This is a genomic window from Giesbergeria sinuosa, assembly GCF_042652905.1.
Lineage (GTDB): Bacteria > Pseudomonadota > Gammaproteobacteria > Burkholderiales > Burkholderiaceae_C > Simplicispira > Simplicispira sinuosa.
On sequence record NZ_JBHSHJ010000003.1, the window covers coordinates 247,326 to 270,024 of the forward strand.

Below are 22,699 nucleotides of genomic sequence, written 5' to 3' on the forward strand. Positions count from 1 at the left end.
CTGCATTGGAGCATGTTGGACAGCATTTTGCGCACCAGATACTGAATGTCCTACGTACCAAGCCGCACAGGCTGGGCGACAATAAGCCCTTTTCGAGCCTCCGGGGCCGCCACTGCCGCACCAGCAGGTATAGGGCACCTTTGCAAAGAACTCCCCTCCATGAAGATTTTTCGCGGTTTCCGCCACCCTGGCATCGCACCCGCCTGTGCCCTGACAATGGGCAACTTTGATGGCGTACACCGGGGCCACCAGGCCATGCTGGCACTGCTGCAAAACGAGGCCCGGCACCGGGGCGTGCCCAGTTGCGTGCTGACCTTTGAGCCCCACCCGCGCGACTATTTTGCTGGCGCTTTGCACCGGCCCGAACTGGCCCCGGCCCGCATTGGCACGCTGCGTGACAAGCTCACCGAGCTAGAACGCTGCGGTGTCGATCAAACCGTCATTCTGCCGTTTGATGCCCGCTTGGCAACCCAACCACCGCAAGCCTTTATTGACCAAGTGCTCGTCGCCGGTTTAGGGGCACGTTATGTGTTGGTGGGCGATGATTTCCGCTTTGGTGCCCAACGCGCCGGGGACTATGCCCTGCTAGATGCCGTAGGCGCAGAACAGGGCTTTGATGTGGCCCGGATGCTCAGCTACGAAGTCCACGGCCTGCGCGTCTCCAGCTCTGCGGTGCGGGAGGCGCTGCTGGCGGGCCGGATGCAGGATGCAGCGCAACTGCTGGGACGGCCCTACACGATTTCGGGCCACGTAGTGCATGGGCGCAAGCTGGGGCGTGCGCTGGGCGCCAGCCACAGCCAGGCCGATGATGGCTTTCGCACACTCAATTTACGCTTTGCCCATTGGAAGCCTGCCGCCAGTGGCATCTTTACCGTATGGGTACATGGCCTCAGCGATACCCCCTTGCCCGGCGTGGCCAATTTGGGCATCCGCCCCTCCCTCGACCCCAACGATGTCAACGGGGGCCGAGTGCTGCTAGAAACCCACTGTCTAGAATGGCCCAGCTCCCTCGGAGCCGAGGGGGGCTACGGTAAAATTGCCCGGGTGGAACTGCTGCACAAACTGCACGACGAGCTCAAATACGACAGCTTCGATGCCCTCACGGCGGGCATTGCGCGCGACTGCGCCGACGCGCGCGCTTGGTTTGCCACCCATGCCCAAACCCGCCGCCAAACCACCCGCGACCGAATTTGACGGGCTGCTTTGCCCGCCCTCCCCTTTGCTGCGCTACCTAAACAGCCCCGTTTAGGCTGCGTCTATCGTATTTCTCCAAAATTTTTGCTATGTCAGACACCCAAAAATCCACCGCTGCCACCGACTACCGCAGCACCCTGAACCTGCCCGACACCCCCTTTCCGATGCGTGGCGACCTGCCCAAACGCGAACCAGCTTGGGTGAAGGAATGGGAAGACAAAGGTATCTACCAAAAACTACGCGACGCCCGCAGTGGTAAGCCCAAGTTCATCTTGCACGATGGCCCGCCCTACGCCAACGGCCAAATCCACATCGGCCATGCGGTGAACAAAGTCCTCAAAGACATGATCACCAAAGCCCGCCAGCTGGAAGGTTACGACGCGCAATATGTGCCCGGCTGGGACTGCCACGGCCTGCCGATTGAAAACGCCATCGAAAAACTGCATGGCCGCAACCTGCCGCGCGACGAAATGCAGGCCAAGAGCCGTGCCTTTGCCACCGAGCAAATCGCCCAGCAAATGCAAGACTTCAAGCGGCTGGGGGTGCTGGGGCAGTGGGACAAGCCCTACAAAACCATGAACTTTGCCAACGAGGCAGGCGAATTGCGTGCCCTCAAGCGCGTGATGGAGCGCGGCTATGTCTATCGTGGCCTCAAGCCGGTCTATTGGTGCTTTGACTGCGGCAGCTCCTTGGCCGAGTTTGAAATTGAATACCAAGACAAAAAGAGCGAAACGCTGGACGTGGCCTTCAAAGCCCACGACCCAGCCCGCCTAGCGGCTGCGTTTGGCCTGCCTGCGGTGCAGCCAGAAGCCTTTATCGTCATCTGGACGACCACTGCTTGGACAATTCCGGCCAACCAAGCCCTGAACCTGAACCCAGAGCTGCCCTATGCACTGGTGCAAACCGAACGCGGCCAGTTCATTGTGGCGGCGCAGTTGGTCGATGCCTGCCTGCAACGCTGGGGCTTGACCGGCCAAGTGCTAGCGACCGTGCCCGGCCAAAGGCTGGATGCACTGGAGTTTGAGCACCCGCTGTACGACGTGGCCAACCCCGATGGCAGCTACGGCTACCGCCGCTTGTCGCCCGTTTATCTGGCCGACTACGCCACCGCCAGCGATGGCACGGGTATCGTCCACTCCGCCCCCGCTTATGGTGTGGATGACTTTAACTCCTGCATTGCCCACGGCCTGAAATACGACGACATCCTGAACCCCGTGCAAGGCAATGGCTGCTACGCCGCCGACTTCCCGTTGTTTGGCGGCCTGCACATCTGGAAAGCCGTACCCGTGGTGCTGCAAGCCCTGCGCGATGCCGGGCGCTTGTTGGCAACGCAAACCATCACCCACAGCTACCCACACTGCTGGCGGCACAAAACCCCGGTCATTTACCGCGCTGCGGCCCAATGGTTTGTGCGTATGGACGAGGGCGAAGGCGTATTCACCAGCGACAAGGCCGAAAGCACACTGCGCGCCACCGCCCTCAACGCCATTGAGCACACCCATTTTTACCCCGCCAATGGCAAAGCCCGCCTGCGCGACATGATTGCTGGTCGGCCCGACTGGTGCATCTCGCGCCAACGCTCTTGGGGCGTGCCACTGCCGTTCTTCCTGCACCAAGATTCGGGCGAGCTGCATCCACGCACGATGGAAATCATCGATCAGGCTGCAGAGATCATCGAACAAGGCGGTATCGAGGCTTGGAGCCGCGTGACAACCGAAGAGATTTTGGGCGCTGAAGACGCACCGCACTACACCAAGAGCACCGACATTTTGGAAGTGTGGTTCGATTCTGGCTCCACCTTCTGGCATGTAATGCGCGGCACCCATCCCGATATGCACCACGACAGCGGCCCCGAGGCCGACCTCTACCTCGAAGGCCACGACCAGCACCGGGGCTGGTTCCACAGCTCGCTGCTGCTGGCCAGTGCCATCTATGGCCGCGCTCCTTACCGTGGACTGCTCACGCACGGCTTTACCGTAGACGGCCAAGGCAAAAAGATGAGCAAGTCCTTGGGCAACACCGTCTCGCCGCAAGAAGTCAGTGGCAAGATGGGGGCAGAAATCATCCGTCTGTGGTGCGCCTCGACCGATTATTCGGGCGACTTGGCGATTGACGACAAAATCTTGGCCCGTGTGGTCGATTCTTACCGCCGCATCCGCAACACCCTGCGTTTCTTGCTGGCCAACGTCAGTGACTTTAACCCAGCGCAAGATGCGGTGCCGTTTGAGCAATTGCTAGAGATTGACCGCTACGCGCTGATGCGTGCCACCCAATTCCAGCAAGAAGTGTTGGCGCACTACAAGGTGTATGAATTCCATCCGGTCGTGGCCAAGTTGCAACTGTATTGCTCGGAAGACCTGGGGGGTTTCTATCTGGATGTGCTGAAAGACCGGCTCTATACCACGGCACCCAAGAGCTTGGCCCGCCGCAGTGCCCAAACCGCACTCTGGCACATCACGCACGCCATGCTGCGCTGGATGGCTCCGTTCCTCAGCTTTACCGCCGAAGAAGCCTGGAAGGTGTTCGGCCAGTCTGAATCTATCTTTTTGGAAACCTACGGCAGCATCGGCGTGGGCACAACCACCGACGAAGGCTTGCTCGACAAGTGGGAGCGCATCCGGGCCATCCGCAATCTGGTGAACAAAGACATTGAAGTGGTGCGCGCTGCCGGTCAGGTGGGCTCCTCACTCCAAGCCAAGGTGGTGCTGACGGTTCCGCCCGAAGACCATGCCCTGCTGGTCAGCCTGGGCGAGGATTTGAAGTTTGTCTTCATCACCTCGCATATCGAGCTGCAGGCAGGCGATGCCTATGCGGCCCAAGTGAGCGCCAGCACCGATGCCAAGTGCGAACGCTGCTGGCACTACCGCGAAGACGTGGGCCACGATGCAGTCCACCCCACTCTCTGTGGCCGCTGCACCAGCAATCTGCACGGTACCGGCGAGCACCGGGCCCACGCCTAAATGGGTTCTGCATTTGAGTTGGGCCGCCCCACAGGCGGCACCCTCTGGCCTTGGTTGGGCTGGGCGCTGCTGTTGCTGCTGGCCGACCAAATCACCAAGGCCATGATTTTGGGTGCTTACCAATTGGGTGATTCCACTCCCATCACCCATTTTTTTAACATTGTGCGGGCGCACAATACGGGCGCTGCCTTCTCCTTTCTGGCACAGGCGGGCGGATGGCAGCGGTGGCTGTTCACGGGCATTGGTGTGGTGGCTACCGTGTTCATTGTTTGGCAACTGCGCCAGCATCCAGGGCAAAAACTGTTTGCCTTTGCCTTAGCGAGCATTTTGGGTGGTGCCATTGGCAATGTCATCGACCGGGTCATCCACGGCTATGTGGTGGACTTTTTGGACTTTCATTGGGATTTTTTGTCTGGCCTGTTTTATGGCGGCCATTTTCCTGCCTTCAATATTGCCGATATGGGCATCACGGTGGGAGCCGTGTTGCTGATTCTGGATGAGTTTCTAAGGGCTCGCGCAGCACGCTGACATCCATTCGGCTCTGTCCCGATAATGCCAGTGACACTGCTGCCCCCACGCGGGACAGCGTTCTTCTTTTGACCCCTTCTTGGTGTTGGCCTGTGAACACAGGTCAGCACCAGCCATGCCATGAAATCCTCCCTGACCCCTGGCACCGCTGCCATGCTAACCTTAGCCCCTTTGCTATGGGCAGGCAATGCAGTAGTGGGACGCCTGATCAACGATCTGGTGCCCCCCATGACGTTGAACCTCATCCGCTGGCTGTTGGCTTTTGTCTTGCTGCTGCCACTGGCCCACCGGGTGCTGCGCCGTAATAGTCCGGTATGGACGCACTGGCGGCGCTTCATGGTGCTGGGTTTGCTGGGCATTGGTTGCTACAACGCCCTGCTGTATCTGGCACTGCAAACCTCTACCCCTATCAATGTCACCCTGGTGGGCTCCAGCATGCCGGTGTGGATGCTGGCCATTGGCACGCTGTTTTTTGGCGTCTCGGCCACACGGCGACAGGTAGCGGGAGCCGCACTGTCCATCACAGGGGTGGTGGTGGTGCTCAGCCGGGGTGAATGGGCTCAATTGCTGGCGTTGCGCTTGGTGCCCGGCGATTTTTTCATTCTGCTGGCTACCGTGGCTTGGGCGTTCTACAGTTGGCTGCTGGTGCGAACGTCTGAACCAGCGACCATCCGCAACGATTGGGCAGCCTTTCTGATGGGTCAGTTGGTGTTCGGTCTGGGTTGGTCATGCTTGTTTGCAGGCGCTGAATGGGCCAGTGGTATGGGCACGCCAATTGTGTGGGGCACACCCTTGCTGGCCGCGTTGGCCTTTATTGCTATTGGCCCAGCCCTGTTGGCCTACTGTCTTTGGGGCATTGGTGTGCGCCGTGCTGGCCCCAGCTTGGCCGGTTTTTTCGCCAACTTGACCCCTCTGTTTGCCGCGTTGCTGTCGGCGGCTTTTCTGGGCGAGACGCCCCACCTCTACCATGCCCTGGCTTTTAGCCTGATTGTGGGCGGGATTGTGGTGTCGTCGCGGCGCTAAGATTCAGTCGTCGTATCCAACCCGTGTGGCCCCGGCCACCAATTGCGACAAATCCCGGTCTAGCAGTGCTGCATCGCCCAACTGCCATTCGATCAAGCGGCGCAGGTGGGTAATGCTGTCCAAATCCATGTGCAGGCAGCGCAGCCCTGTGTGGTGCTCGTCGCCCCGAGCCACTTCCACCGACATCGTGATATGAACGCTCGATGGTGCCAAAGTCAATTGCAATTGGCACAGGGTGCCCGGCGGCACCGTCCGACCCTCAGGCAACTCCACCAAGGCACCCTTGAGCGAAAGATCCAACACATGCACACGCAGGCTGGAATGCTCAAGCTTCAATAAGGCCGGGGCATCGAAGTGGACACGGGTGAAATGGCGACGTTCGTGGGACATGGCGGCTCAGATTAGATGAAACGAATATGGCAGTTTAAGCGCCTGCTGTGTCTTCGTGTGAGAAACTGACAGCTTGTTTCTGCTCCGATTCAAGCACGCTTTCATGGCCACACCCACTTTTCTGCCACCGTTTTGCGCCCTTTCCGAGTTGCCGCAACGGCTCCAACAGCAGGGTTTTGCTGTCTTGCCACCCGCAGATGTGGCCCGCTGGATAGGCTGCAATCTGTCTGACTTGCAGGCGCTCGAGCCTGACTGGAATGACCTGCCCCCAGACCACTATCTGAGAGATGGTGGCCGCTACCGCCAACGCCGCCATGCCTCTTTTATCGTGCAAGAAGCCACTGTGCATACGGTGCACCACCGTGCCCACTGGCAACCTGTGGAATACAACGCGCTGCACGGCGGCATGGAACGGTGGTTTGAACCCATGCGCCCAGACAGCCTGACGCGCCCAGTCTGGAACCAATTGCTGCACACACTAGGGCAGTTGTGTACCGATGTGTTCACGCCCGGCCACCCGCCGCCGCCGTGGTTTGTCGAGTCGCACCAGTTTCGCATTGATACCACCGATGGGATTGGCCGCCCAACCCCCGAAGGCGCACACCGTGATGGCGTAGATCTGGTAGCCGTGTTTTTAGTGGCGCGCCAAGGCGTCAAAGGAGGCGAAACCCGCGTGTTTGAAGCCTGTGCGCCCGCCGGACAACGCTTTACACTGACACAACCGTGGTCACTGCTGTTGCTGGACGATGCCCGCATGATCCATGAAACCACCCCCATCCAGCCTGAAGTGGCAGGCGGTTACCGTGATACGCTGGTCATCACCTGTCGGCGTGGTGGTTTCCAGGACAACCCTCGTTCCTGAGAGCGCACTACTGGCCCGGCCCCTCTTGTGTCATCAACTCCAAGGAGAAAAACCATGTTCAAACACATTCTGGTACCAGTAGACGGCTCGCCCACCTCGATGTTGGCCGTCACCAAAGCGGCTGGTCTGGCCAAGACCTTTGGCAGTGCTGTCACCGCACTCTATGTGATTGACCCCTATCCCTTCACGGGCGTGGGTGCTGACTTTGCCTATGGTCAGGCGCAATACCTGAGTGCTGCCACCGCAGAGGCCAATGCAGCCCTAGAAGCCGTGCGCCAAGCCATGCAAGAAGCCCAGGTGGACGTGCAGGTGCTGGTGGGGGAAGGCCATGCCGTGCATGAAGGGGTCGTGCAAGCCCTTGAGAAGACGGGTGCCGATCTGATCGTTATGGGTTCACATGGCCGCCGTGGTCTGGAAAAACTGATGCTGGGCAGCGTGGCCCAACGCGTCCTCAGTGCCGTGCATGTGCCGGTGCTGGTGGTGCGCCAATAAATCCCACACCGCCCCTATCCCCCCCACAGGGGGCTGGGGGGTGTGCGGTTTACTCTTCAGAAGATCGGCTTTATTCGATCTTGGCGCCCGAGGCCTCCACAATGCCCTTCCACTGGGTATATTCACGTTGCAGCTGTTGGCTCAACTGGGCTGGGGTCATGGCTTGGGGTTCGGCACCCTGGGCCTGAATGGCGGTCTGGATTTCGGGCTTAGCCAGTAGTTTATTGACTTCTGCATTGAGGGTGGCGACCAACGCAGCAGGTGTGCCAGCTGGCGCAAACAACCCATACCATGTACTGACATCAAAGCCTTTGTAGCCTGATTCGGCAATGGTTGGCACATCTGGCAGCGAGGAGCTGCGCTGGGCCGATGTCACGGCCAGTGGGCGCAATTTTCCTGCCTTGATTTGTGCCATAGCCGATGGCACCGAGGACACCAGCAAATCGACATTACCCGCCAGCGCATCTAGCAGTGCCGGGTTGGAGCCTTTGTAGGGGATGTGGCTCAACTGAACACCTGCGGCCTTGGCAAACAGGTCAGCGGCCAAATGGATAGAAGTGCCATTGCCGGGTGAACCATAGCTCACGGTATGGGGGGCAGTGCGCGCAACCTGCACCACATCGGCCAAGGTTTTAAAACGAGATTGGGCACCTGTGGCGATCAGCACTGGGGTATAGGCCACATGGGCCACAGCCACCAAATCTTTGGTGGGGTTCCAGGGCAGGTTTTTGTACAACCAAGGGGCAATCACCAAGTTGTCTTTTTGCCCCATCACTATGTCGTATCCGGTGGGCGCGGCCTTGACGGCTTCGCCGATGCCGATGGTGCCACCTGCACCAGCCTTGTTGTCGGCCACGATGCTCCACTGGGTTTGCTCTGAGAGCTTGGTTGCCACGAGCCGGGCCAAAATATCGGTGCCACCCCCCGGCGGAAAGGGCACCACCATACGGATAGGTTTGCTGGGATAAGGTGCTGCCGCCACAGGCGTCTGGGCATAGGCGCTAGCGCCCCACAGCAAGGCCAAGGCAGTGCAAGAAAAAGAGCGACGCAACATGAGGGGGTTCCTTGTCCAGTAATCAAAGAGAAAAAAGCTGTGGACTGGATGCAGGCTCAGTCTGAGCGCACATCAGCCACGGGCAGACTGCCAAAATCGGGGCGGTGTAACCAAGCCAACAGGCGGGCCGCCGCCTCTTGTGGGGACGTGAGCATACCGGCGGTTTGCAGTGCCACAAAGTTGACCGCATCAGGGAAAGCACTGGTCTGGGCGCTGCGCAACTGCACCTGCATGTCTGTATCAATCACACCGGGCGCTAGGGAGCATACCTTGGCCCCGTGGGGTTTGAGCGCCTCATCCAAGGCCACACAGCGGGTAAAGTGGTCCATGCCTGCCTTGGCTGCACAGTAGGCCGCTTGCGAGGCCATGGCCCGCCGCCCCAGCCCCGAAGAAATGTTGAGCACCTTGCGCGGCAACGGCCAAGCCTCGGTAGCCCCCAAAAATGCAGCTGTGAGCAGCATGGGGGCTTCTAGCCCCACCCGCAGGGCTTGGGCCAATGCCACCGGATCGCTGGCAGACAATGGCGCAATGGGGGGGATGACCCCTGCATTGTTGATAAGGGTTGCACTGGTAAAAACCCCCACAGGCTGGGCTTGAAGCCACTGGCGCAGCCGCGCCGCCGCCGCAACGCCATCGGCCAAATCATGCTGCCACTGCTCTAAGGTGGTGCCCTGGGCCTGTGCTTGCTGTGCCAACCCGCTGTGGGTATGGCGGGACAGACAAATCAAGGTATCGCCCGGCTGCAATAACTGGTGGGCCAGTGCCAGACCCATGCCCCGTGATGCGCCCGTCAAGATGGTAAGGTTGCCGCTCATGCTGGGTGCTGCTCCTTGGTGATGCTAAAAATCCGGGGGGCAAGTGTAGTGCAATGGTTGGCCGGTGGCTGGATGCACCAACCCCAATGCTGTGGCGTGTAACAGCAGCCGGGGCGAACGGGCCAAGGTGGCCGCATCGGCATAGAGCGCATCGCCCAAAATGGGGTGGCCGCAAGCGGCCAAATGCACACGCAACTGGTGGGTGCGGCCTGTGAGCGGCTCTAGCTCGACCTTGGTGGTCTGCGTGGCGGTATTGGCAGCCAGCACCCGCCAACGCGTCTGGCTGGGCTTGCCGTGTACGAAATCCACCACGCGCAATGGCCGCCGCTCCCAATCAGCGGCGATGGGCAAATCAATGAGTTGCCACGCCCCACAGATGTCCGGCGGCGTCCACAGCCCTTGCACCACGGCTTGATACGACTTGTGGATACGGCGCTCGGCAAAGGCGGTGCTCAAGGCCCGTTGTGTGGTCAGATTGCGGGCCATGAGCACCAGGCCAGAGGTGGCCTGATCGAGCCTGTGCACAATCAATGCTTCGGGCCAACAGCACTGAACGCGGGCACTGAGGCAGTCTTGCTTGTCTGGGCCTCGTCCGGGCACACACAGCAGCCCAGAAGGCTTGACCAGCACCAGTAAGTCGGCATCGACATAGAGGCAACGTACCCCCTCTGGACTAGCACCCACTGCATGGGTAGGCGGGGTCACAGTTCACCCATCAGGAGCTTTTGCACGGTGGCGCACATCTCCTCGACATCGTTGGGTTTGTGGATGAGCGCGCGCGCACCTTCGGCCCGTGCGGCCTGCTCAATCTCTGCGGTGATGTAACCCGAGGCCAACGCCACAGGCAAATCGGGGCGAATACCCAATGCCTCGCGTACCAAATCGACACCACAATAACCGGGCATGTTGTAGTCTGTGACCAGTAAATCGTAGGTTTGCGGGTTGGTGCGCAAGGCCTGCGCTGCTTGGCGTGGGTCGGTAAAGCCACTGACGATATAACCGCGGCGCTTGAGCAGGCGCTGCACCAGAAAAACCAGTGCTTTGTCGTCATCCACATACATCACATGGTGTTGGCGACTGGGTGGGATAGGCGCTGCAGGCGCGCTACTGACGACGGGCAAGGCTGGCTCCTGCACCTCGCTGACAACTTCTGCCGCCAAAGCTGGAAAATACAGGGTAAACCGGCTGCCCTGCCCCAGCACACTGTGCACATCGACGGCGCCACCATGGGTGCGCATCACACCATGCACCACCGATAGGCCCAAGCCTGTGCCTTGCCCTACCGGTTTGGTAGTAAAGAAAGGCTCAAAAATGCGCTGCAAGATAGCTGCCTCAATGCCGGGGCCGTTGTCTGAGACTGTCAGACTCACGTAGTCCCCCTGTGCCAAGCCCAAACGTTCGCGCTGGCGTTGATCGGGCCGCGCGATCTGCAACTCCACCTGCACACTGCCGCGCCCATCACCCAGGGCATGGATAGCGTTGGTACAGAGGTTGAGCACGGCCTGCTCCACTTGGGTGGGATCGGCCAACACAGGGGGCAGTTGGGGGGCCACATGTAGCCGCAGCTCGATGGCTGGGGGCAAGGTCACACGCAGCAAACGCTCGGTGTCTCCCAGCACCTCACCCAGTGCCACAGTGGAGCGCCGGGGTGGCTCATTGCGGCTAAAAGTCAAAATCTGACGCACCAGATCGCGGGCACGTCGCCCGGCCTTTTCAATCTCGACCAAACTCTCATGCGCAGGGGAGCCAGATCCACAGTCGGCCTTGGCCAGTTCGGCATTGCCCAAAATGGCACTGAGGATATTGTTGAAGTCGTGGGCAATACCGCCTGCCATCGTGCCCACAGCTTGCATTTTGTGCGATTCGCGCAGCTGCACTTCCAGCTCGTTGCGATGGGCCTCGGCTTTTTTACGTCCGGTCAGGTCGCGGGCAAAAATAGTGGTGGTCTCACCCTCAGCATGGCGCTCGAACGATACGCTCACTTCCACCGCCAGCTCCTTGCCGCTGACGGTGTGCGCCGTCATTTCCCCCAGCATGGCTTGGGTCGCCAATTGGGCAAAGGCCAGCACTTGTTGTGCATCGGGCAAAAATCGTTGTACGGGGCTGCCCAGCGCATCGCTGGCAGCACACTGAAACAAGGCTGCCGCCGTGGGGTTAAACACCGTGATACGCTGGTGCTGATCAACACAGATGATGGCGTCTAGCGAGGAGTTGATAACAGCCTCCAACCGCCGTTCGCTAGCGTGAAGTTGGGCATTGCGCTGTTGCAACTCTTGGGCGCTTTGCTGCAAAGCCTGCCGCTCTGCCAATAGCGGCCCCTGATCAATCACGGCACACAAAAACTGCAACAATGGCGGCTCGCCATCATGCTGGGGTGCCTCAATCCGGGCAATGTGCAAATCCCCAGTAATGTGGTGCTGGTCGCCAATAGAAAAGACGACTTCGGTGGCTTCGCTGTGGCCCTCGGCCAAGGCCTGGGCAAAAGCCTGCTGTACCCGCTCTGCATGGGCCTCACAGACAAACGCTTGCAATTCGGTCAAGGGCCGGTCTCGTTCAGTGGGCTGAAAAGAGCGGTGGGCCATAGAGTTGGCCTGCACGACCATGCCATGCTCATCTAACACCATCAGCGCCAGCGGCACACTAGAGAAGAGGGTTTCAAACCGCTCGGAGGCGCTCTCTGCTGCCGACTGGCTATAGCGCAATACCTTGTTTTGCGCCTCCAGTTCGACTTGGTAAGCGCGCAATTCGGCAATCAGATCAGCCATGGGGCCACTGGGCCGCTCAGCCAAATTGCGCCGCTCTTTTTCCTCCACCGGGGCCGGTGGCAGCAACAGTGGCTCGGTGGTACGCAGCAAAAATGCAAGATCGGGGCGGCTCATGGCAACAAACACCCCTGGCAGGTGGGCACAAATATCGGCCCAGTGGCTGTGGGGTCAGGTGGGCGAGTGTACGCGCAGCACTGGCCTTGACCACCACGGCCTGCTCAGGCATTTTGCACAAAGGCGGCATAGGCGGCTTCATCCATCAAAGCAGACAACTGCGCCGGATCTGCCACCTTGATTTTGAAGAACCAACCGGCGCTCAGGGGATCGGTGTTAGCCAGTGCCGGATCGGCGCGCAGTGCCTCATTAACGGCCACCACCTCACCCGCCACCGGCATGAACACGTCGGCCGCGGCCTTGACCGATTCGACCACGCAGGCCACTTCGCCTTGGGCCAAGACCTTGCCTACTGTGGGCAAATCCACAAACACCACATCGCCCAGCGCCTCTTGGGCATGTGCGGTAATACCCACCGTAGCGGCCTGCACATCGGCTGCATCGATCCATTGGTGGTCTGGAGAAAACTGGAGGCTCATGACAGCAATCCTGGCAAAAATTAAAAAACTGCACTGTAGCGGCTTTTGACTTTTGCCACCTCTTCATCAATAGGGACGGGTTTTTGCCGCTATGAAATCAGTAGCTTTTCTGGCTCCGCTACAGACCGCTCTTTGCCCTCTGGGTGCCTCAGACACGCGGGCCTGACACTATTCGGCTGGACGAACACCGCCTTTTCCAGAAAAATGGTCTGCACCCCGATTGAACTTTGCCTGTAGGCCGCCTGTTTTCTGCCGTCCATGTGCACCATCTTTTTGTTCTCTGACTATCGTTCTGTTGTCAGATCCACGGCCACAGTTGCCGTTGGCACTCCATTCTGCAAAGGATGCACACCATGAAGCGGTTGCTGTGGTGGTTTCTTGCCGTGTTGGTGAGCGTCTCGGCAGGGTGCATGCTCATCAGTGGCATGCTGGCCTTCAATACCCTGCGCAATACACAAAAAGATGTCTTCAATGCCAAATTTTCTGTGGCGGCACAACGGGCGGCTACAGCGGCTGAACAAGCCGTGGCCTTGGGCATGCCCCTGTCCGACCAGTCCCCGCTGGAAGCCATGTTGGCGCGTGAAACCATCCTTGAACCTGCAATTGCGGGTTTTGGCATTGTCTCGGCCCAAGGGCAAGCCCTGTTGGGCCAGCGTCCTGCGCACACCACACAGCCCACCCTGACGCTGCTGGAGCAACCCATTCGCAACGATTTGGGTGAGACGATAGCCAAAGTTGCACTCTACTACGACACATCGGCACGGTTACAGGCAGAGCAGCAATTGCGCCAACGCATCACCACGGCCACTTGGACAGCCCTGCTGGGCGTGTGTGCTGCCACCTTGGTGGCAGGCTTTGCTCTGTTGCGCCATATTGGCACCCCCCATGCCCGCCGCGCCCGCCCCCTGATAACGGGCGGCTTGCGTCTGTCCCTCACTGCCATGGCCGCCTTGGTGTTGAGCTTAGGTATGCTGTGGATAGGTTGGCAGGCCCACCGGGCTGGTCAGGATCTCATCCAACCCGACCAACTCGCCAAAACTGCCGCTATTGTTCGCTCCAGTGCAGGCCTCATAGAGCGAGGGCTGGCCGCAGGCATTCCAGCCCAAGCATTGGTGGGCCTTGATGCACATACCGACCGGTTACGCCAAGAAAACCCCGAAATCGCATCCCTGTCCTTTATTGCCACCACGGGCCACGCACTCTATGGGGCTGTCCCCACCGCCACAGAAAAACGGCTGGCCTCCACGGCCCCCGTGACCCATGCAGGCATCGCCGTGGGAGAACTCGTGGTGGTGCTCGACCCCAGCATACTGGCACGCCTGCTACAGGCCACCCTGCTGGATATGGTCTTTCTGGGAGCCATCAGCCTCTTGATGGCGCTAGAACTGTTGGCTTTGGCCCTGGGTTCACGTGGCGCACGGGCATTGGCCAGCACCGAAGTACGCCAACAACGGCTGGCCCATCCAGAACAACAGCACACGCCGTGGCGCACTACCAGTGCCTCCAGCGTGCGGCCAGCACTGTTCCTGTTCATGTTGTCGGAAGAATTGACACGGCCCTTCTTGCCGGGCTGGGCCCGCCAAATTGCCCCCGAAGGGCAGACACTGTCTCCCGAATTACTGGCCGGATTGCCGTTGGTATTGTTTTTGGCCACCGTGGCACTCCTGCAATGGCCGCTGGCCAGCTGGTCAGAGCGCCGTGGCCGCAAGCCCGGTTTTATTCTGGGGGCATTGCTCAGTGCCACCGGCTTGGCGCTGGCCGCAGCCACACAGCACTACGGCCTCTTTCTTGCGGCCCGGCTGTTAAGTGCTGCAGGCTTTGCTTTGGTGTTTGTCTCTGGTCAAGGGTTGGTGATTGATGGCTCCATGCCTGCCGACCGGGCCCGGAGCCTGGCCCAATTTGTCCGGGCTATTCTGGTAGCAGGGCTCTGCGGCCCTTCATTGGGGGGGCTCATTGCAGACCACTGGGGCGTGCAAACCGCTTTTGCCATTTGCAGTGTTCTGGCCCTGCTCGTGGCGGCTGTAGCATGGATGCAACTGCCACCAAGCACACCTGCCGCCCCCACCGCCCAAGAGCGTCCATCGACCAATCCGACGCATACATTAGGTACGGTACTGCGCCAACCAGGGCTCATGACCCTGCTGATCGGTTGCGCACTGCCCGCCAAACTGCTGCTGGCGGCACTGTGCTTTTATCTCCTGCCGGTCTATCTGCAAGACACCGGCCACAGCAGTGCCACCATTGGCCGCCTGCAAACCATTTACCCCCTCACCATGGTCTTACTGGTTCCGCTGGCAGCCCGTCTGGCCGACCGCTGGGGGCGGCGCAGCCTGTTCGTACTCATGGGTGGCCTGCTGGCCGGTTGCAGTGCCATGCTGGCGTGGCCCACCGGCACTTCCACCACCGCGCTGGCGCTCGTTCTGCTGGGCTTGGGGCTAGGACAATCGCTGTCCATTGCTCCGCAATCTGCCCTGATTGCCGATTTTGCGCGCAACGCCCCAGCGGGCCAGAGCGCAGGCATTCTGGGTCTTTTCCGACTGGTAGAGCGTGGTGGCAGCGCATTGGGGCCAGCCACTGGGGCCATGCTTTTGACTGCCTGGGGCTTTGGCCCCGCCTTGGCCTGCATCGGTTTACTGGTGCTGGGCGGCAGCGTCACCTACGGCTGGCATCTGTTCCAACAACCTGCCGATACCCCACCCCCACAACCGGCACACTAAAAAGCAGCACGCCCCTGACCATGAGCAATCGTCGCCACTTTCTGTCCCGCAGTCTGCACCATGCCACCAGTGCCTCTTTGTTGTCATGGGGCACATGGAGCAGTGCAAGCACCTCCCCCCGTCATCTGCGCCACAGCACAGGACGGCCCTTTCGCATCCTGATGATCACGTTCAGGGGAGAAACCGATGTAGACCGTGGTTTCCGGGCCTATCTCACCGAGGCAGGGCTAGACATGCAGATCACCGTGCGCGATGTGCAACAAGACATCTCTCGGGTGCCGGGCATTCTGCGTGAAGCCCGGCATTTGCAACCCGATTTGATCTATGTCTGGGGCACCCCCATCACCTTGGCCGTGGTGGGCGCACACGATGCCCCCAGCCAAGGCAGCCACTTCATCCGTGACATTCCTGTGGTTTTTGCTCTGGTTGCAGCCCCCCTGCAATCGGGCATTGTGGCGCGGCTCGATCGCCCGGGGGGCAATGTGACTGGCGCCGTACACGTTGTTCCTACCGATGTGCAACTGCGGGCCATGAAATCCTACCTGCCCTTCCGAAAGCTGGGGGTGCTCTACAACCCCGCAGAACAAAACTCGCGGGCTATCGTGGCACAGGCACGGGATTACTGTCAGCGCAATGGGGCTCAGTTGATTGAAGCCAACTTTCACACCAACACCGCCGGACAACCCATCAGCGATGGCGTAGAAGATTTGCTATCGCACATCCAAAAAGCAGGTGCCCAATGGCTTTACCTGCTGCCCGACACCTTTTTGGGCAGCCTCTATGGCCGCATTGCCCCAGCCGCACTGGCACTGCAACTGCCCTCCTTTGGCGCCGCAGAATTGGCGGTGCGTTCGGGCGGTGCGCTGGTAGGACTGGTCAGCCGCTATTACTCAGTAGGGCAACTGGCCGGGGCCAAAGCACTGGATATTTTGGTCTCGGGCAAGCCTGCGGGCCAAATACCTGTCGAGACACTCAAGCGGTTTTCTCTGCTCGTCAACATGCGCGTTGCCAAAGCCCTAGAACTCTACCCCCCCATTGACATGCTCAATTACGCAGAGGTCATTGCCATTGGCACAGGGGAGCAACAACCCTCATGAGCTCCCCCCCCACCCCTTTGTTACGCACAAGCGGCCTGCATTGGCGCCTGCTCCAACCCCAAGACCTTGATGCAATGGAGGCTTTGCACCACCTGAGCATTGCGGGCCTGCCACCACACACGGTCAAGGCCGAAGCACGCACATTCCTGCAAAGCCTGCTCCAAGGCCGGGGCACTGTGATTGGTGCTTGGCACCACCACACCGAATTGATCGCCTATGGCGTACTGCAACATGACCTGCTGCCCACTGACGATCCCCGTGAGCACCTGCAACTGCCCCCACAACAGACGCTCGCCAAACTGGCTGGCGCTGCTGTCGCCCCCCAATGGCGTGGATACGGCTTGCAGCGGGCCTTGATCACCCAGCGCATTGGCCACACAAACAGCACCACCGTACTGTTTGCCACCGCTGCCCCCGAAAACACGGTCAGTTGGCACAACCTGCTGGGTTGTGGCTTCAGAGTGCGGGCGCTGGAATATCGCTATGGCGGCTTTGCCCGGTATTTGCTGGTGCGCCTGCCCTCTCACGCCCCTCCCCAAACCTCCGATGCCAGCCCACTCGAACTCCACATCGATGCCCTAGCACAGCAACAGACCTTACTAGCCCAAGGATGGCAAGGCATTGCCCCTGGCACTCTGCCCGGCAGCCTGCGCCTACAGCCCCCCACCGGGAACCCTGGATGAACACCTTGCTGGCCCATGACCGCCCCCACATGCACATTGACTTGGGTGTGCTGGCCAACAACTGGCGCACGGTGCGCCGCACCTTTCGGGGCCAACGTGTTGGGGTCGTGGTCAAAAATGATGCCTATGGTCTGGGCATATCCCAAGTGGCTCCGTTGCTCTGGAACCTAGGCTGCCGCGACTTTTGGGTCAGCCACAGCACCGAAGCCCTCAAATTGCGGGGATTGCTGCCCGAGCACAGCACCAGAATCATGGTTTTGCATGGTCTTGGAGGCATAGCCCCCGAAGATTTTGCGGCACACGGACTCATTCCTGTGCTGGCTGGCCCCCATGAACTGCACCAGCTACAAGGATATGGCAGCAAACACGGCCAAGCCATGCCTGTGGCTATCCACCTGGATACTGGTCTGACACGGCTGGGGTTTACTGGCACCAACCTGCACTTGTTGCACGATAGCCGCTTGCAAACCGATATCAAAGCCATGATATGGGTCAGCCATCTGGGCCGCTTCAGCCACCCGGATGCCCCAGAGTGCCTGCACCAACGCCACACCTTTGCGGCCTGGCTCCAACAGCTGCCACCGGCCGAACGCAGCATCACCACCTCATCGAGCGTGTTTGCCAACCCCGCTTGGCACTGTGACCATGCGCGGGTTGGCAGCGCCTTGTTTGGCGTACAAACAGCCGCCCAATACCAACAACCTCTACAGAACGTTACCAGCCTGTACGCTCCGGTGATGCGGGTGGCCGATGTCCCCGCCTACACCGAAGTCGGTTACGCCGGACAATACCGCACCAGCCAAAACACCCGCATCGCCACAATAGCAGCCGGTTATGGCGATGGCCTACCGATCAGTCTGGCCCCACGCGGCGTCTTGTACCTCAAAGGGCGCCCGGCCCCCATTGTGGGAGGCATTGCCATGGGCATGCTGGGGCTGGACATCAGTGCCTTTGCCCCCGGCGAGATTCAACCGGGCATGTGGGCCGAAATCTATGGCCTGCACCAGCCCCTCGCGCAATTGGCGGCCACCGCAGGCATCACCCCTAATGCTTTATTGGCATGCACTGGCGCACTGGCATTGCGCCGCTACATGTCCCCGCATTCTGGACAGGAGCCACTTGTATGAGCCCACGTTCCCATCTCTTAGCCATTGTTCTAGGCTGTGTGCTCAGTCTATTGGCCATCAATCAAGTGCTGCTGCTTTGGGCTACCAAAACACTAGACCAAGAAGTTGCCAGCCAACGCGACCTTTACTTACTGCAAAGCCTGCACACCGCTGTAGACAACTACTCCACAATTGGCCTCGATCTGGAGCAGATGGACGCCCTGCAACGGCTGATAGAACGTGAGCGCAGCAGCTTTGCCGAAGTATTGGCGATTGATATTTTTTCTGCCAATGGCACTTTGCTCTACAGCACCGATCCGCATACCCGTGGGAGCCGTGTGCCCAACGCCTGGCTAGAGCACCTTGCACAAAAAGACGCATGGCATATTGACAGCCCCTCGCAACGCCAGATGGGGATACGCTTTGAAAATGACCTCGGACAGGCCGCAGGCGGTATTGCCCTGACGATTGCAACCACCAGCCCCTCCAAGGTTTTGGATCAATGGAAACGCATAGGCCAACAAATCATGGCCTGGCTACTGGTTGCCATACTGGCCTGCACAGCCGCGGGCCTGGGTATTTTCTGGGGACTGCGCCACCTGTTACGGCCCTTTGCACGCATCTCACCCCTGCTCCAGCAAGACCGGCCCCTCTCGATGGGTGCAGACCCACTGGAAAAAGCCGCCCACCACACCCGTCTCAGTTGGGCAGAGCAAACGCGCCAGAACCAGGAGCGACTGCGCCAACTCCAGGAGATCGACCATGCAGGATAAGGCCACCACCCGCTGCGCCCAACCACTGGACTGGCGTGTTGGCCTGCTGGCTTTCTGCACCACTGTGCTCATTGGCAGCGTATGCACCATCTGGGCGCTGCAACAGCTCCACCACAGCACCCAGCAACAGGCCAGCCAAGCGGCCCAAGCTTTAGCGCATTCTGTGGCCCATACCCTATCGCAGCAGATCGCCCGGGCGATCCGCATCGGCATTCCGGCCAACCATATTCCGGGTCTGGACAGTTATCTGCAACGGGCACTCGACCAAGCGCCAGGACTAGCCTATATTGCCTTGCGCAGCCCCAACAACACGACACTCAACACCACGCAACTGCGCCCTGCCCACGAAGAAATTCATGCCGAAGTGCAAGTACACGGGCAGACAGTAGGCATTGTGGCTGTAGGCACGGCACCAGCCACCCTAACCCACGGTCTGACTGCTATTCAAGCACTATCAGCCCTGCTGGTTTTGTGCATGGGTCTGCTCAGCGGTTGGCTAGCAGCACGCGGCCCTGGCAAGCGTCTGGAACAACAACGCTGCCAACTAGAAATGGGTCTGCAAGGCGCTCGGCTAACGCCCGCTGTACCACTGCACCACACCAGCAATGCCCTAGAGCAGGCACTAGAAGCCTTGGCCCAAGGTCAGCAGCAACAACAGGAGCAAGCAACCATGCTGAACAGCTATGCCGAAGAACTTCTAGCGGTAGATTTCGACCACCGCATGCAAGTGCGCATTGCACAGATCATGGCCCCCACTGGCACCTCAACCCCCTCTGGTTCACAAGACGGGGAGGCGTAATGTTGCTGCGTACCCGGATCACCCTGATTGTTGGCACAGCCCTGGTACTCACCGTGCTGGGATTGGGGGGCGCCAGTCTGCTGCGCGAACAGCTATTACAGCAGCGCCTCACAGCCACCGCTGTGGCCGGACAAACGGCCCTCTGGAACGAGATGCTGGCTACAGAAAGCCAACGGCTAGAACAGTCTCTCCAGTCACTCAAAGCCCAACCGGGCTTTTTGCAAGCCCTTTATTCGGCAGATCGGGCCACCATTGCACAAGCCTTGACCCATGCCCATGTGCTCATAGGCCCACAAGAACCCTTGGCACTGATGGGCGTGATCAGTGCAGGTTCAGAACCGATTGTGTTTGGGACTGAACCACCACGCCCCTTGTTAGACGCTGTGAGCCTCGATCGCGCACTGGGCGGAGAGGGAGTCAGCGGACTGCGGATGGTGGCAGGCAGTACGCCCGTCATGATTGCAGCACACACACTGCCCGGCAGCACCTATCCCATCGTTCTGGTGCTAGGGCGTCATGCTGAGCATGGGCTGCAGCGATTCGCTCAACGCAGCGCCACCAGCGCACACCTGATCGACTTGCACGGTACCTTGCTGGGCAGCACCGACAGCAACTTATGGCAGCGTCTCCAAATCACCTCCTCTCCCCGCATAGCCACCTACCAACAACACCAAGACAAAGACCACACTTACACACTCAACAGTACGCCAGTCACCGACCTCTCAGGGCACCCTGCCGGTGCTCTGGTCACGTTGGCAGACAACACCCATGAGGCCAGCACCCGCCAGTTCCTAGACCGCATGGCGTTGATCAGCACCAGCTTGCTCATGCTCACCGTGCTTTTGGGGCTGTATGTTTACCTGGGTAAAAACTTCCGCACCCTCGATAACGCAATTGCAGCCCTCCAAGCCTTGGCACGCGGTGATGCCCGCGTGCGTCTTCAGCATGCGGGCAATGATGAAATTGGTCGCATTGCCCAAGCCGTTGTGGTGTTTCGGCACAGTGCCGAAGAGTTGACCGCGAGCCGCTCGCTGCGCGAACGGGTGCGCCGTCGGCAAGAACGCCTGATCCACACCCAATTGCAACAATTGGCAGACGCCACCGACATGACCAGCCGAGAAGAAGTGCTAGAGCTGCTGCACAACGGTGAGCCACACCAGGGCAGTGCAGCTTCTGAAGACGAGGAACAACTGCGGCATCTGGCTGCAGTCATGGGAAGCCTGACCCAGCGCATTATTGGTCAGCACCAGCGCCTATCCACCATGATTGTGGAGCTGCGTGAAGCCTTGGTTACCAAAACCAGACTGGCCGGACTGGAGCAAGAACTCCAAATTGCTGCACAGGTGCAATTGAGCATCCTGCCACGCCACCTGACTGTGGATTCCAGAGTGCAAATCGACTGCCACATCACCCCAGCCCGCGAAGTAGGGGGCGACTTCTATGACTACTTTGTCATTGATGCAGAACACCTCGGTTTTGTCATTGCCGATGTGTCGGGCAAGGGCGTGCCTGCGGCATTGTTCATGGCAATTACACGCACCCTGCTCAAGGCCACTGCCGTGTTTGTCACAGCACCCGCTTCCTGCATTCGCAAACTCAATGACCTGCTAGCCACCGAAAACGAACAGATGATGTTCGTCACCATCTTCTATGGTGTGCTGCACCTGCCCACTGGCCGGGTCACCTATGTGAATGCGGGGCACAACCCACCCTATTTGCTGCGTTTGGGCACCACCACACCACTGCCACGCACCGATGGCATTGCCGTTGCCGTCAGTGATGGCTTCGTCTACGACGAAGGGGTTGTAGATTTAGCCCCTGGCGACAAACTGTTTTTGTACACCGATGGCATCACCGAAGCCTTTGATCCGGATGGACAAGAGTATGGCAATCACCGCCTCGAACAGGTATTGCAACCCTTGGCGGCACCGCATTGCACTGCACAAGCCACCAACGAGACGGTGCTGGCCGACGTACACCGCTTTGAACGCGGAGCACCACAGGCTGATGACATCACCTGCCTGTGCCTGCAATACCAAGGCGACACCAGCCACTAGCCCAGCAGCAACGCATCGTCGGCAAGCTTTTCGCCACGCACTTTCTCAAACATCTGCAACAAGTCGGGCACATCCAAACGTTTGCGCTGCTCACCCGACACATCCAACACCACCTGACCTTGGTGCAACATCACCGTGCGCTGGCCCACATCCAAGGCTTGGCGCATGCTGTGCGTGACCATCATCGTAGTGAGCTGGTTTTCCGCCACAATGCGTGCCGTCAGTTGCAGCACAAAATCCGCAGTGCGTGGGTCGAGTGCCGCTGTGTGCTCATCCAAAAGCAAAATGCGGGATGGCTGTAACGCCGCCATCAATAAACTGACTGCTTGACGCTGCCCACCCGAGAGCAAGCCAATACGGTCAGTCAGACGGTTTTCCAGCCCCAAACCCAAGGTGGCCAAACGGGCACGAAAAGTCTCCCGTTGTGCCACCTTCACCGCCCCCCGCAAGTTGCGCATGGTGCCGCGCTGCTGTGCCAGCGCCATGTTTTCTTCAATGGTCAGGTCTTCACAAGTACCGGCCATGGGGTCTTGAAATACCCGTGCAACCCGCGAGGCCCGCGCCCAAACGGGCTGGCGCGTCACATCACTGCCATCAATGGTAATGGTGCCACTATCGACCGATTGATCGCCAGAAATGGCATTGAGAAAGGTGGATTTGCCCGCTCCATTGGAGCCGATGACAGTGACAAACTGCCCCGCCGGAATGCTCAACGACATGCCGCGCAGAGCGCGGGTTTCGATGGGCGTGCCAGGATTGAAAGTGAGTTGGAGGTTTTTGGCGCTCAACAT

At 59.6% G+C, this 22,699-nt stretch carries 20 protein-coding genes; 13 read left to right on the top strand and 7 right to left on the bottom strand.

Annotation, left to right across the window (positions count from 1 at the left end; translation table 11 throughout):
- Positions 1-159: 159 nt before the first annotated feature.
- The 4 genes from ACFO6X_RS05780 (at position 160) to ACFO6X_RS05795 (ending at position 5,705) form a co-directional block, all read left to right on the top strand.
- On the top strand, positions 160-1,194 hold the full coding sequence (locus ACFO6X_RS05780) for a bifunctional riboflavin kinase/FAD synthetase (protein ID WP_382430973.1): 1,035 nt from the start codon (positions 160-162) through the stop codon (positions 1,192-1,194).
- A gap of 89 nt (positions 1,195-1,283) precedes the next feature.
- Positions 1,284-4,154 carry an isoleucine--tRNA ligase gene (ileS, locus tag ACFO6X_RS05785; protein ID WP_382430975.1) on the top strand — a complete coding sequence of 957 codons (2,871 nt, stop codon included), beginning with the start codon at positions 1,284-1,286 and terminating at the stop codon, positions 4,152-4,154.
- Positions 4,155-4,682, top strand: coding sequence for a signal peptidase II (lspA, locus tag ACFO6X_RS05790; RefSeq protein WP_382430977.1), 528 nt, complete (start codon positions 4,155-4,157; stop codon positions 4,680-4,682). It abuts the gene before it with no gap.
- A 120-nt stretch (positions 4,683-4,802) separates the two neighbouring features.
- Positions 4,803-5,705 (top strand): DMT family transporter, encoded by a 903-nt coding sequence (locus ACFO6X_RS05795; RefSeq protein ID WP_382430979.1) that lies wholly within the window; start codon positions 4,803-4,805, stop codon positions 5,703-5,705.
- A 3-nt stretch (positions 5,706-5,708) separates the two neighbouring features.
- Here the strand turns inward: ACFO6X_RS05795 and ACFO6X_RS05800 are convergent, their stop codons facing one another.
- Complete coding sequence (locus tag ACFO6X_RS05800) at positions 5,709-6,095, bottom strand: PilZ domain-containing protein (protein ID WP_382430981.1); 387 nt, start codon at positions 6,093-6,095, stop codon at positions 5,709-5,711.
- A 103-nt stretch (positions 6,096-6,198) separates the two neighbouring features.
- On the opposite strand from ACFO6X_RS05800, the gene ACFO6X_RS05805 reads away from it, so the two are divergent.
- Both ACFO6X_RS05805 and ACFO6X_RS05810 read left to right on the top strand, forming a co-directional pair.
- A complete protein-coding gene (locus ACFO6X_RS05805) occupies positions 6,199-6,957 on the top strand; it encodes a 2OG-Fe dioxygenase family protein (protein ID WP_382430983.1) in 759 nt (252 codons plus the stop codon).
- Positions 6,958-7,011: 54 nt separating this feature from the next.
- Positions 7,012-7,449 (top strand): universal stress protein, encoded by a 438-nt coding sequence (locus tag ACFO6X_RS05810; protein WP_382430985.1) that lies wholly within the window; start codon positions 7,012-7,014, stop codon positions 7,447-7,449.
- 70 nt (positions 7,450-7,519) lie between these two features.
- Here the strand turns inward: ACFO6X_RS05810 and ACFO6X_RS05815 are convergent, their stop codons facing one another.
- The 5 genes from ACFO6X_RS05815 to gcvH all read right to left on the bottom strand — a co-directional run bounded on the left by ACFO6X_RS05815 (position 7,520) and on the right by gcvH (position 12,676).
- Complete coding sequence (locus ACFO6X_RS05815) at positions 7,520-8,503, bottom strand: Bug family tripartite tricarboxylate transporter substrate binding protein (protein ID WP_382430987.1); 984 nt, start codon at positions 8,501-8,503, stop codon at positions 7,520-7,522.
- A gap of 56 nt (positions 8,504-8,559) precedes the next feature.
- Positions 8,560-9,318, bottom strand: a complete 759-nt coding sequence (locus ACFO6X_RS05820; RefSeq protein ID WP_382430989.1) for an SDR family NAD(P)-dependent oxidoreductase — start codon at positions 9,316-9,318, stop codon at positions 8,560-8,562.
- A 24-nt stretch (positions 9,319-9,342) separates the two neighbouring features.
- Entirely contained in the window at positions 9,343-10,023 is a 681-nt protein-coding gene (locus tag ACFO6X_RS05825; protein ID WP_382430991.1) for an RluA family pseudouridine synthase, read from the bottom strand.
- Positions 10,020-12,197 (bottom strand): PAS domain-containing hybrid sensor histidine kinase/response regulator, encoded by a 2,178-nt coding sequence (locus tag ACFO6X_RS05830; protein WP_382430993.1) that lies wholly within the window; start codon positions 12,195-12,197, stop codon positions 10,020-10,022. Before ACFO6X_RS05830 ends, ACFO6X_RS05825 begins: the two co-directional genes overlap by 4 nt.
- Positions 12,198-12,301: 104 nt before the next feature.
- Complete coding sequence (gcvH, locus tag ACFO6X_RS05835) at positions 12,302-12,676, bottom strand: glycine cleavage system protein GcvH (RefSeq protein WP_382430995.1); 375 nt, start codon at positions 12,674-12,676, stop codon at positions 12,302-12,304.
- A 353-nt stretch (positions 12,677-13,029) separates the two neighbouring features.
- Between gcvH and ACFO6X_RS05840 the strand changes: the two genes are divergently transcribed.
- The 7 genes from ACFO6X_RS05840 to ACFO6X_RS05870 are packed head-to-tail and all read left to right on the top strand — an operon-like array spanning position 13,030 to position 21,908.
- Positions 13,030-15,393, top strand: coding sequence for an MFS transporter (locus ACFO6X_RS05840; protein ID WP_382430997.1), 2,364 nt, complete (start codon positions 13,030-13,032; stop codon positions 15,391-15,393).
- 20 nt (positions 15,394-15,413) lie between these two features.
- Positions 15,414-16,490, top strand: coding sequence for an ABC transporter substrate-binding protein (locus ACFO6X_RS05845; RefSeq protein WP_382430999.1), 1,077 nt, complete (start codon positions 15,414-15,416; stop codon positions 16,488-16,490).
- The gene (locus tag ACFO6X_RS05850) at positions 16,487-17,173 is read left to right on the top strand and encodes a GNAT family N-acetyltransferase (protein ID WP_382431001.1); all 687 of its coding nucleotides are present in this window, start codon (positions 16,487-16,489) and stop codon (positions 17,171-17,173) included. The genes ACFO6X_RS05845 and ACFO6X_RS05850 overlap by 4 nt, the downstream gene beginning before the upstream one ends.
- Entirely contained in the window at positions 17,170-18,300 is a 1,131-nt protein-coding gene (locus tag ACFO6X_RS05855; RefSeq protein WP_382431003.1) for an alanine racemase, read from the top strand. Before ACFO6X_RS05850 ends, ACFO6X_RS05855 begins: the two co-directional genes overlap by 4 nt.
- A complete protein-coding gene (locus ACFO6X_RS05860) occupies positions 18,297-19,052 on the top strand; it encodes a hypothetical protein (protein ID WP_382431005.1) in 756 nt (251 codons plus the stop codon). The genes ACFO6X_RS05855 and ACFO6X_RS05860 overlap by 4 nt, the downstream gene beginning before the upstream one ends.
- Positions 19,042-19,851 (top strand): hypothetical protein, encoded by an 810-nt coding sequence (locus ACFO6X_RS05865; protein WP_382431007.1) that lies wholly within the window; start codon positions 19,042-19,044, stop codon positions 19,849-19,851. Before ACFO6X_RS05860 ends, ACFO6X_RS05865 begins: the two co-directional genes overlap by 11 nt.
- Entirely contained in the window at positions 19,851-21,908 is a 2,058-nt protein-coding gene (locus ACFO6X_RS05870) for a PP2C family protein-serine/threonine phosphatase (RefSeq protein ID WP_382431009.1), read from the top strand. Before ACFO6X_RS05865 ends, ACFO6X_RS05870 begins: the two co-directional genes overlap by 1 nt.
- Here the strand turns inward: ACFO6X_RS05870 and ACFO6X_RS05875 are convergent.
- Positions 21,905-22,699 (bottom strand): ABC transporter ATP-binding protein, encoded by a 795-nt coding sequence (locus tag ACFO6X_RS05875; protein WP_382431011.1) that lies wholly within the window; start codon positions 22,697-22,699, stop codon positions 21,905-21,907. The two genes, ACFO6X_RS05870 and ACFO6X_RS05875, sit on opposite strands and share 4 nt — an antisense overlap.

Coding starts and splice junctions, on each gene's coding strand:
- lspA (WP_382430977.1), top strand. CDS start 4,155: ATGGGTTCTGCATTTGAGTTGGGCCGCCCCACAGGCGGCACCCTCTGG.
- ACFO6X_RS05845 (WP_382430999.1), top strand. CDS start 15,414: ATGAGCAATCGTCGCCACTTTCTGTCCCGCAGTCTGCACCATGCCACC.
- ACFO6X_RS05855 (WP_382431003.1), top strand. CDS start 17,170: ATGAACACCTTGCTGGCCCATGACCGCCCCCACATGCACATTGACTTG.
- ACFO6X_RS05850 (WP_382431001.1), top strand. CDS start 16,487: ATGAGCTCCCCCCCCACCCCTTTGTTACGCACAAGCGGCCTGCATTGG.
- ACFO6X_RS05780 (WP_382430973.1), top strand. CDS start 160: ATGAAGATTTTTCGCGGTTTCCGCCACCCTGGCATCGCACCCGCCTGT.
- ACFO6X_RS05840 (WP_382430997.1), top strand. CDS start 13,030: ATGAAGCGGTTGCTGTGGTGGTTTCTTGCCGTGTTGGTGAGCGTCTCG.
- ACFO6X_RS05795 (WP_382430979.1), top strand. CDS start 4,803: ATGAAATCCTCCCTGACCCCTGGCACCGCTGCCATGCTAACCTTAGCC.
- ACFO6X_RS05830 (WP_382430993.1), bottom strand. CDS start 12,197: ATGAGCCGCCCCGATCTTGCATTTTTGCTGCGTACCACCGAGCCACTG.
- ACFO6X_RS05870 (WP_382431009.1), top strand. CDS start 19,851: ATGTTGCTGCGTACCCGGATCACCCTGATTGTTGGCACAGCCCTGGTA.
- ileS (WP_382430975.1), top strand. CDS start 1,284: ATGTCAGACACCCAAAAATCCACCGCTGCCACCGACTACCGCAGCACC.
- ACFO6X_RS05800 (WP_382430981.1), bottom strand. CDS start 6,095: ATGTCCCACGAACGTCGCCATTTCACCCGTGTCCACTTCGATGCCCCG.
- ACFO6X_RS05865 (WP_382431007.1), top strand. CDS start 19,042: ATGCAGGATAAGGCCACCACCCGCTGCGCCCAACCACTGGACTGGCGT.
- ACFO6X_RS05815 (WP_382430987.1), bottom strand. CDS start 8,503: ATGTTGCGTCGCTCTTTTTCTTGCACTGCCTTGGCCTTGCTGTGGGGC.
- ACFO6X_RS05820 (WP_382430989.1), bottom strand. CDS start 9,318: ATGAGCGGCAACCTTACCATCTTGACGGGCGCATCACGGGGCATGGGT.
- ACFO6X_RS05860 (WP_382431005.1), top strand. CDS start 18,297: ATGAGCCCACGTTCCCATCTCTTAGCCATTGTTCTAGGCTGTGTGCTC.
- ACFO6X_RS05805 (WP_382430983.1), top strand. CDS start 6,199: ATGGCCACACCCACTTTTCTGCCACCGTTTTGCGCCCTTTCCGAGTTG.
- ACFO6X_RS05810 (WP_382430985.1), top strand. CDS start 7,012: ATGTTCAAACACATTCTGGTACCAGTAGACGGCTCGCCCACCTCGATG.
- gcvH (WP_382430995.1), bottom strand. CDS start 12,676: ATGAGCCTCCAGTTTTCTCCAGACCACCAATGGATCGATGCAGCCGAT.
- ACFO6X_RS05875 (WP_382431011.1), bottom strand. CDS start 22,699: ATGTTGAGCGCCAAAAACCTCCAACTCACTTTCAATCCTGGCACGCCC.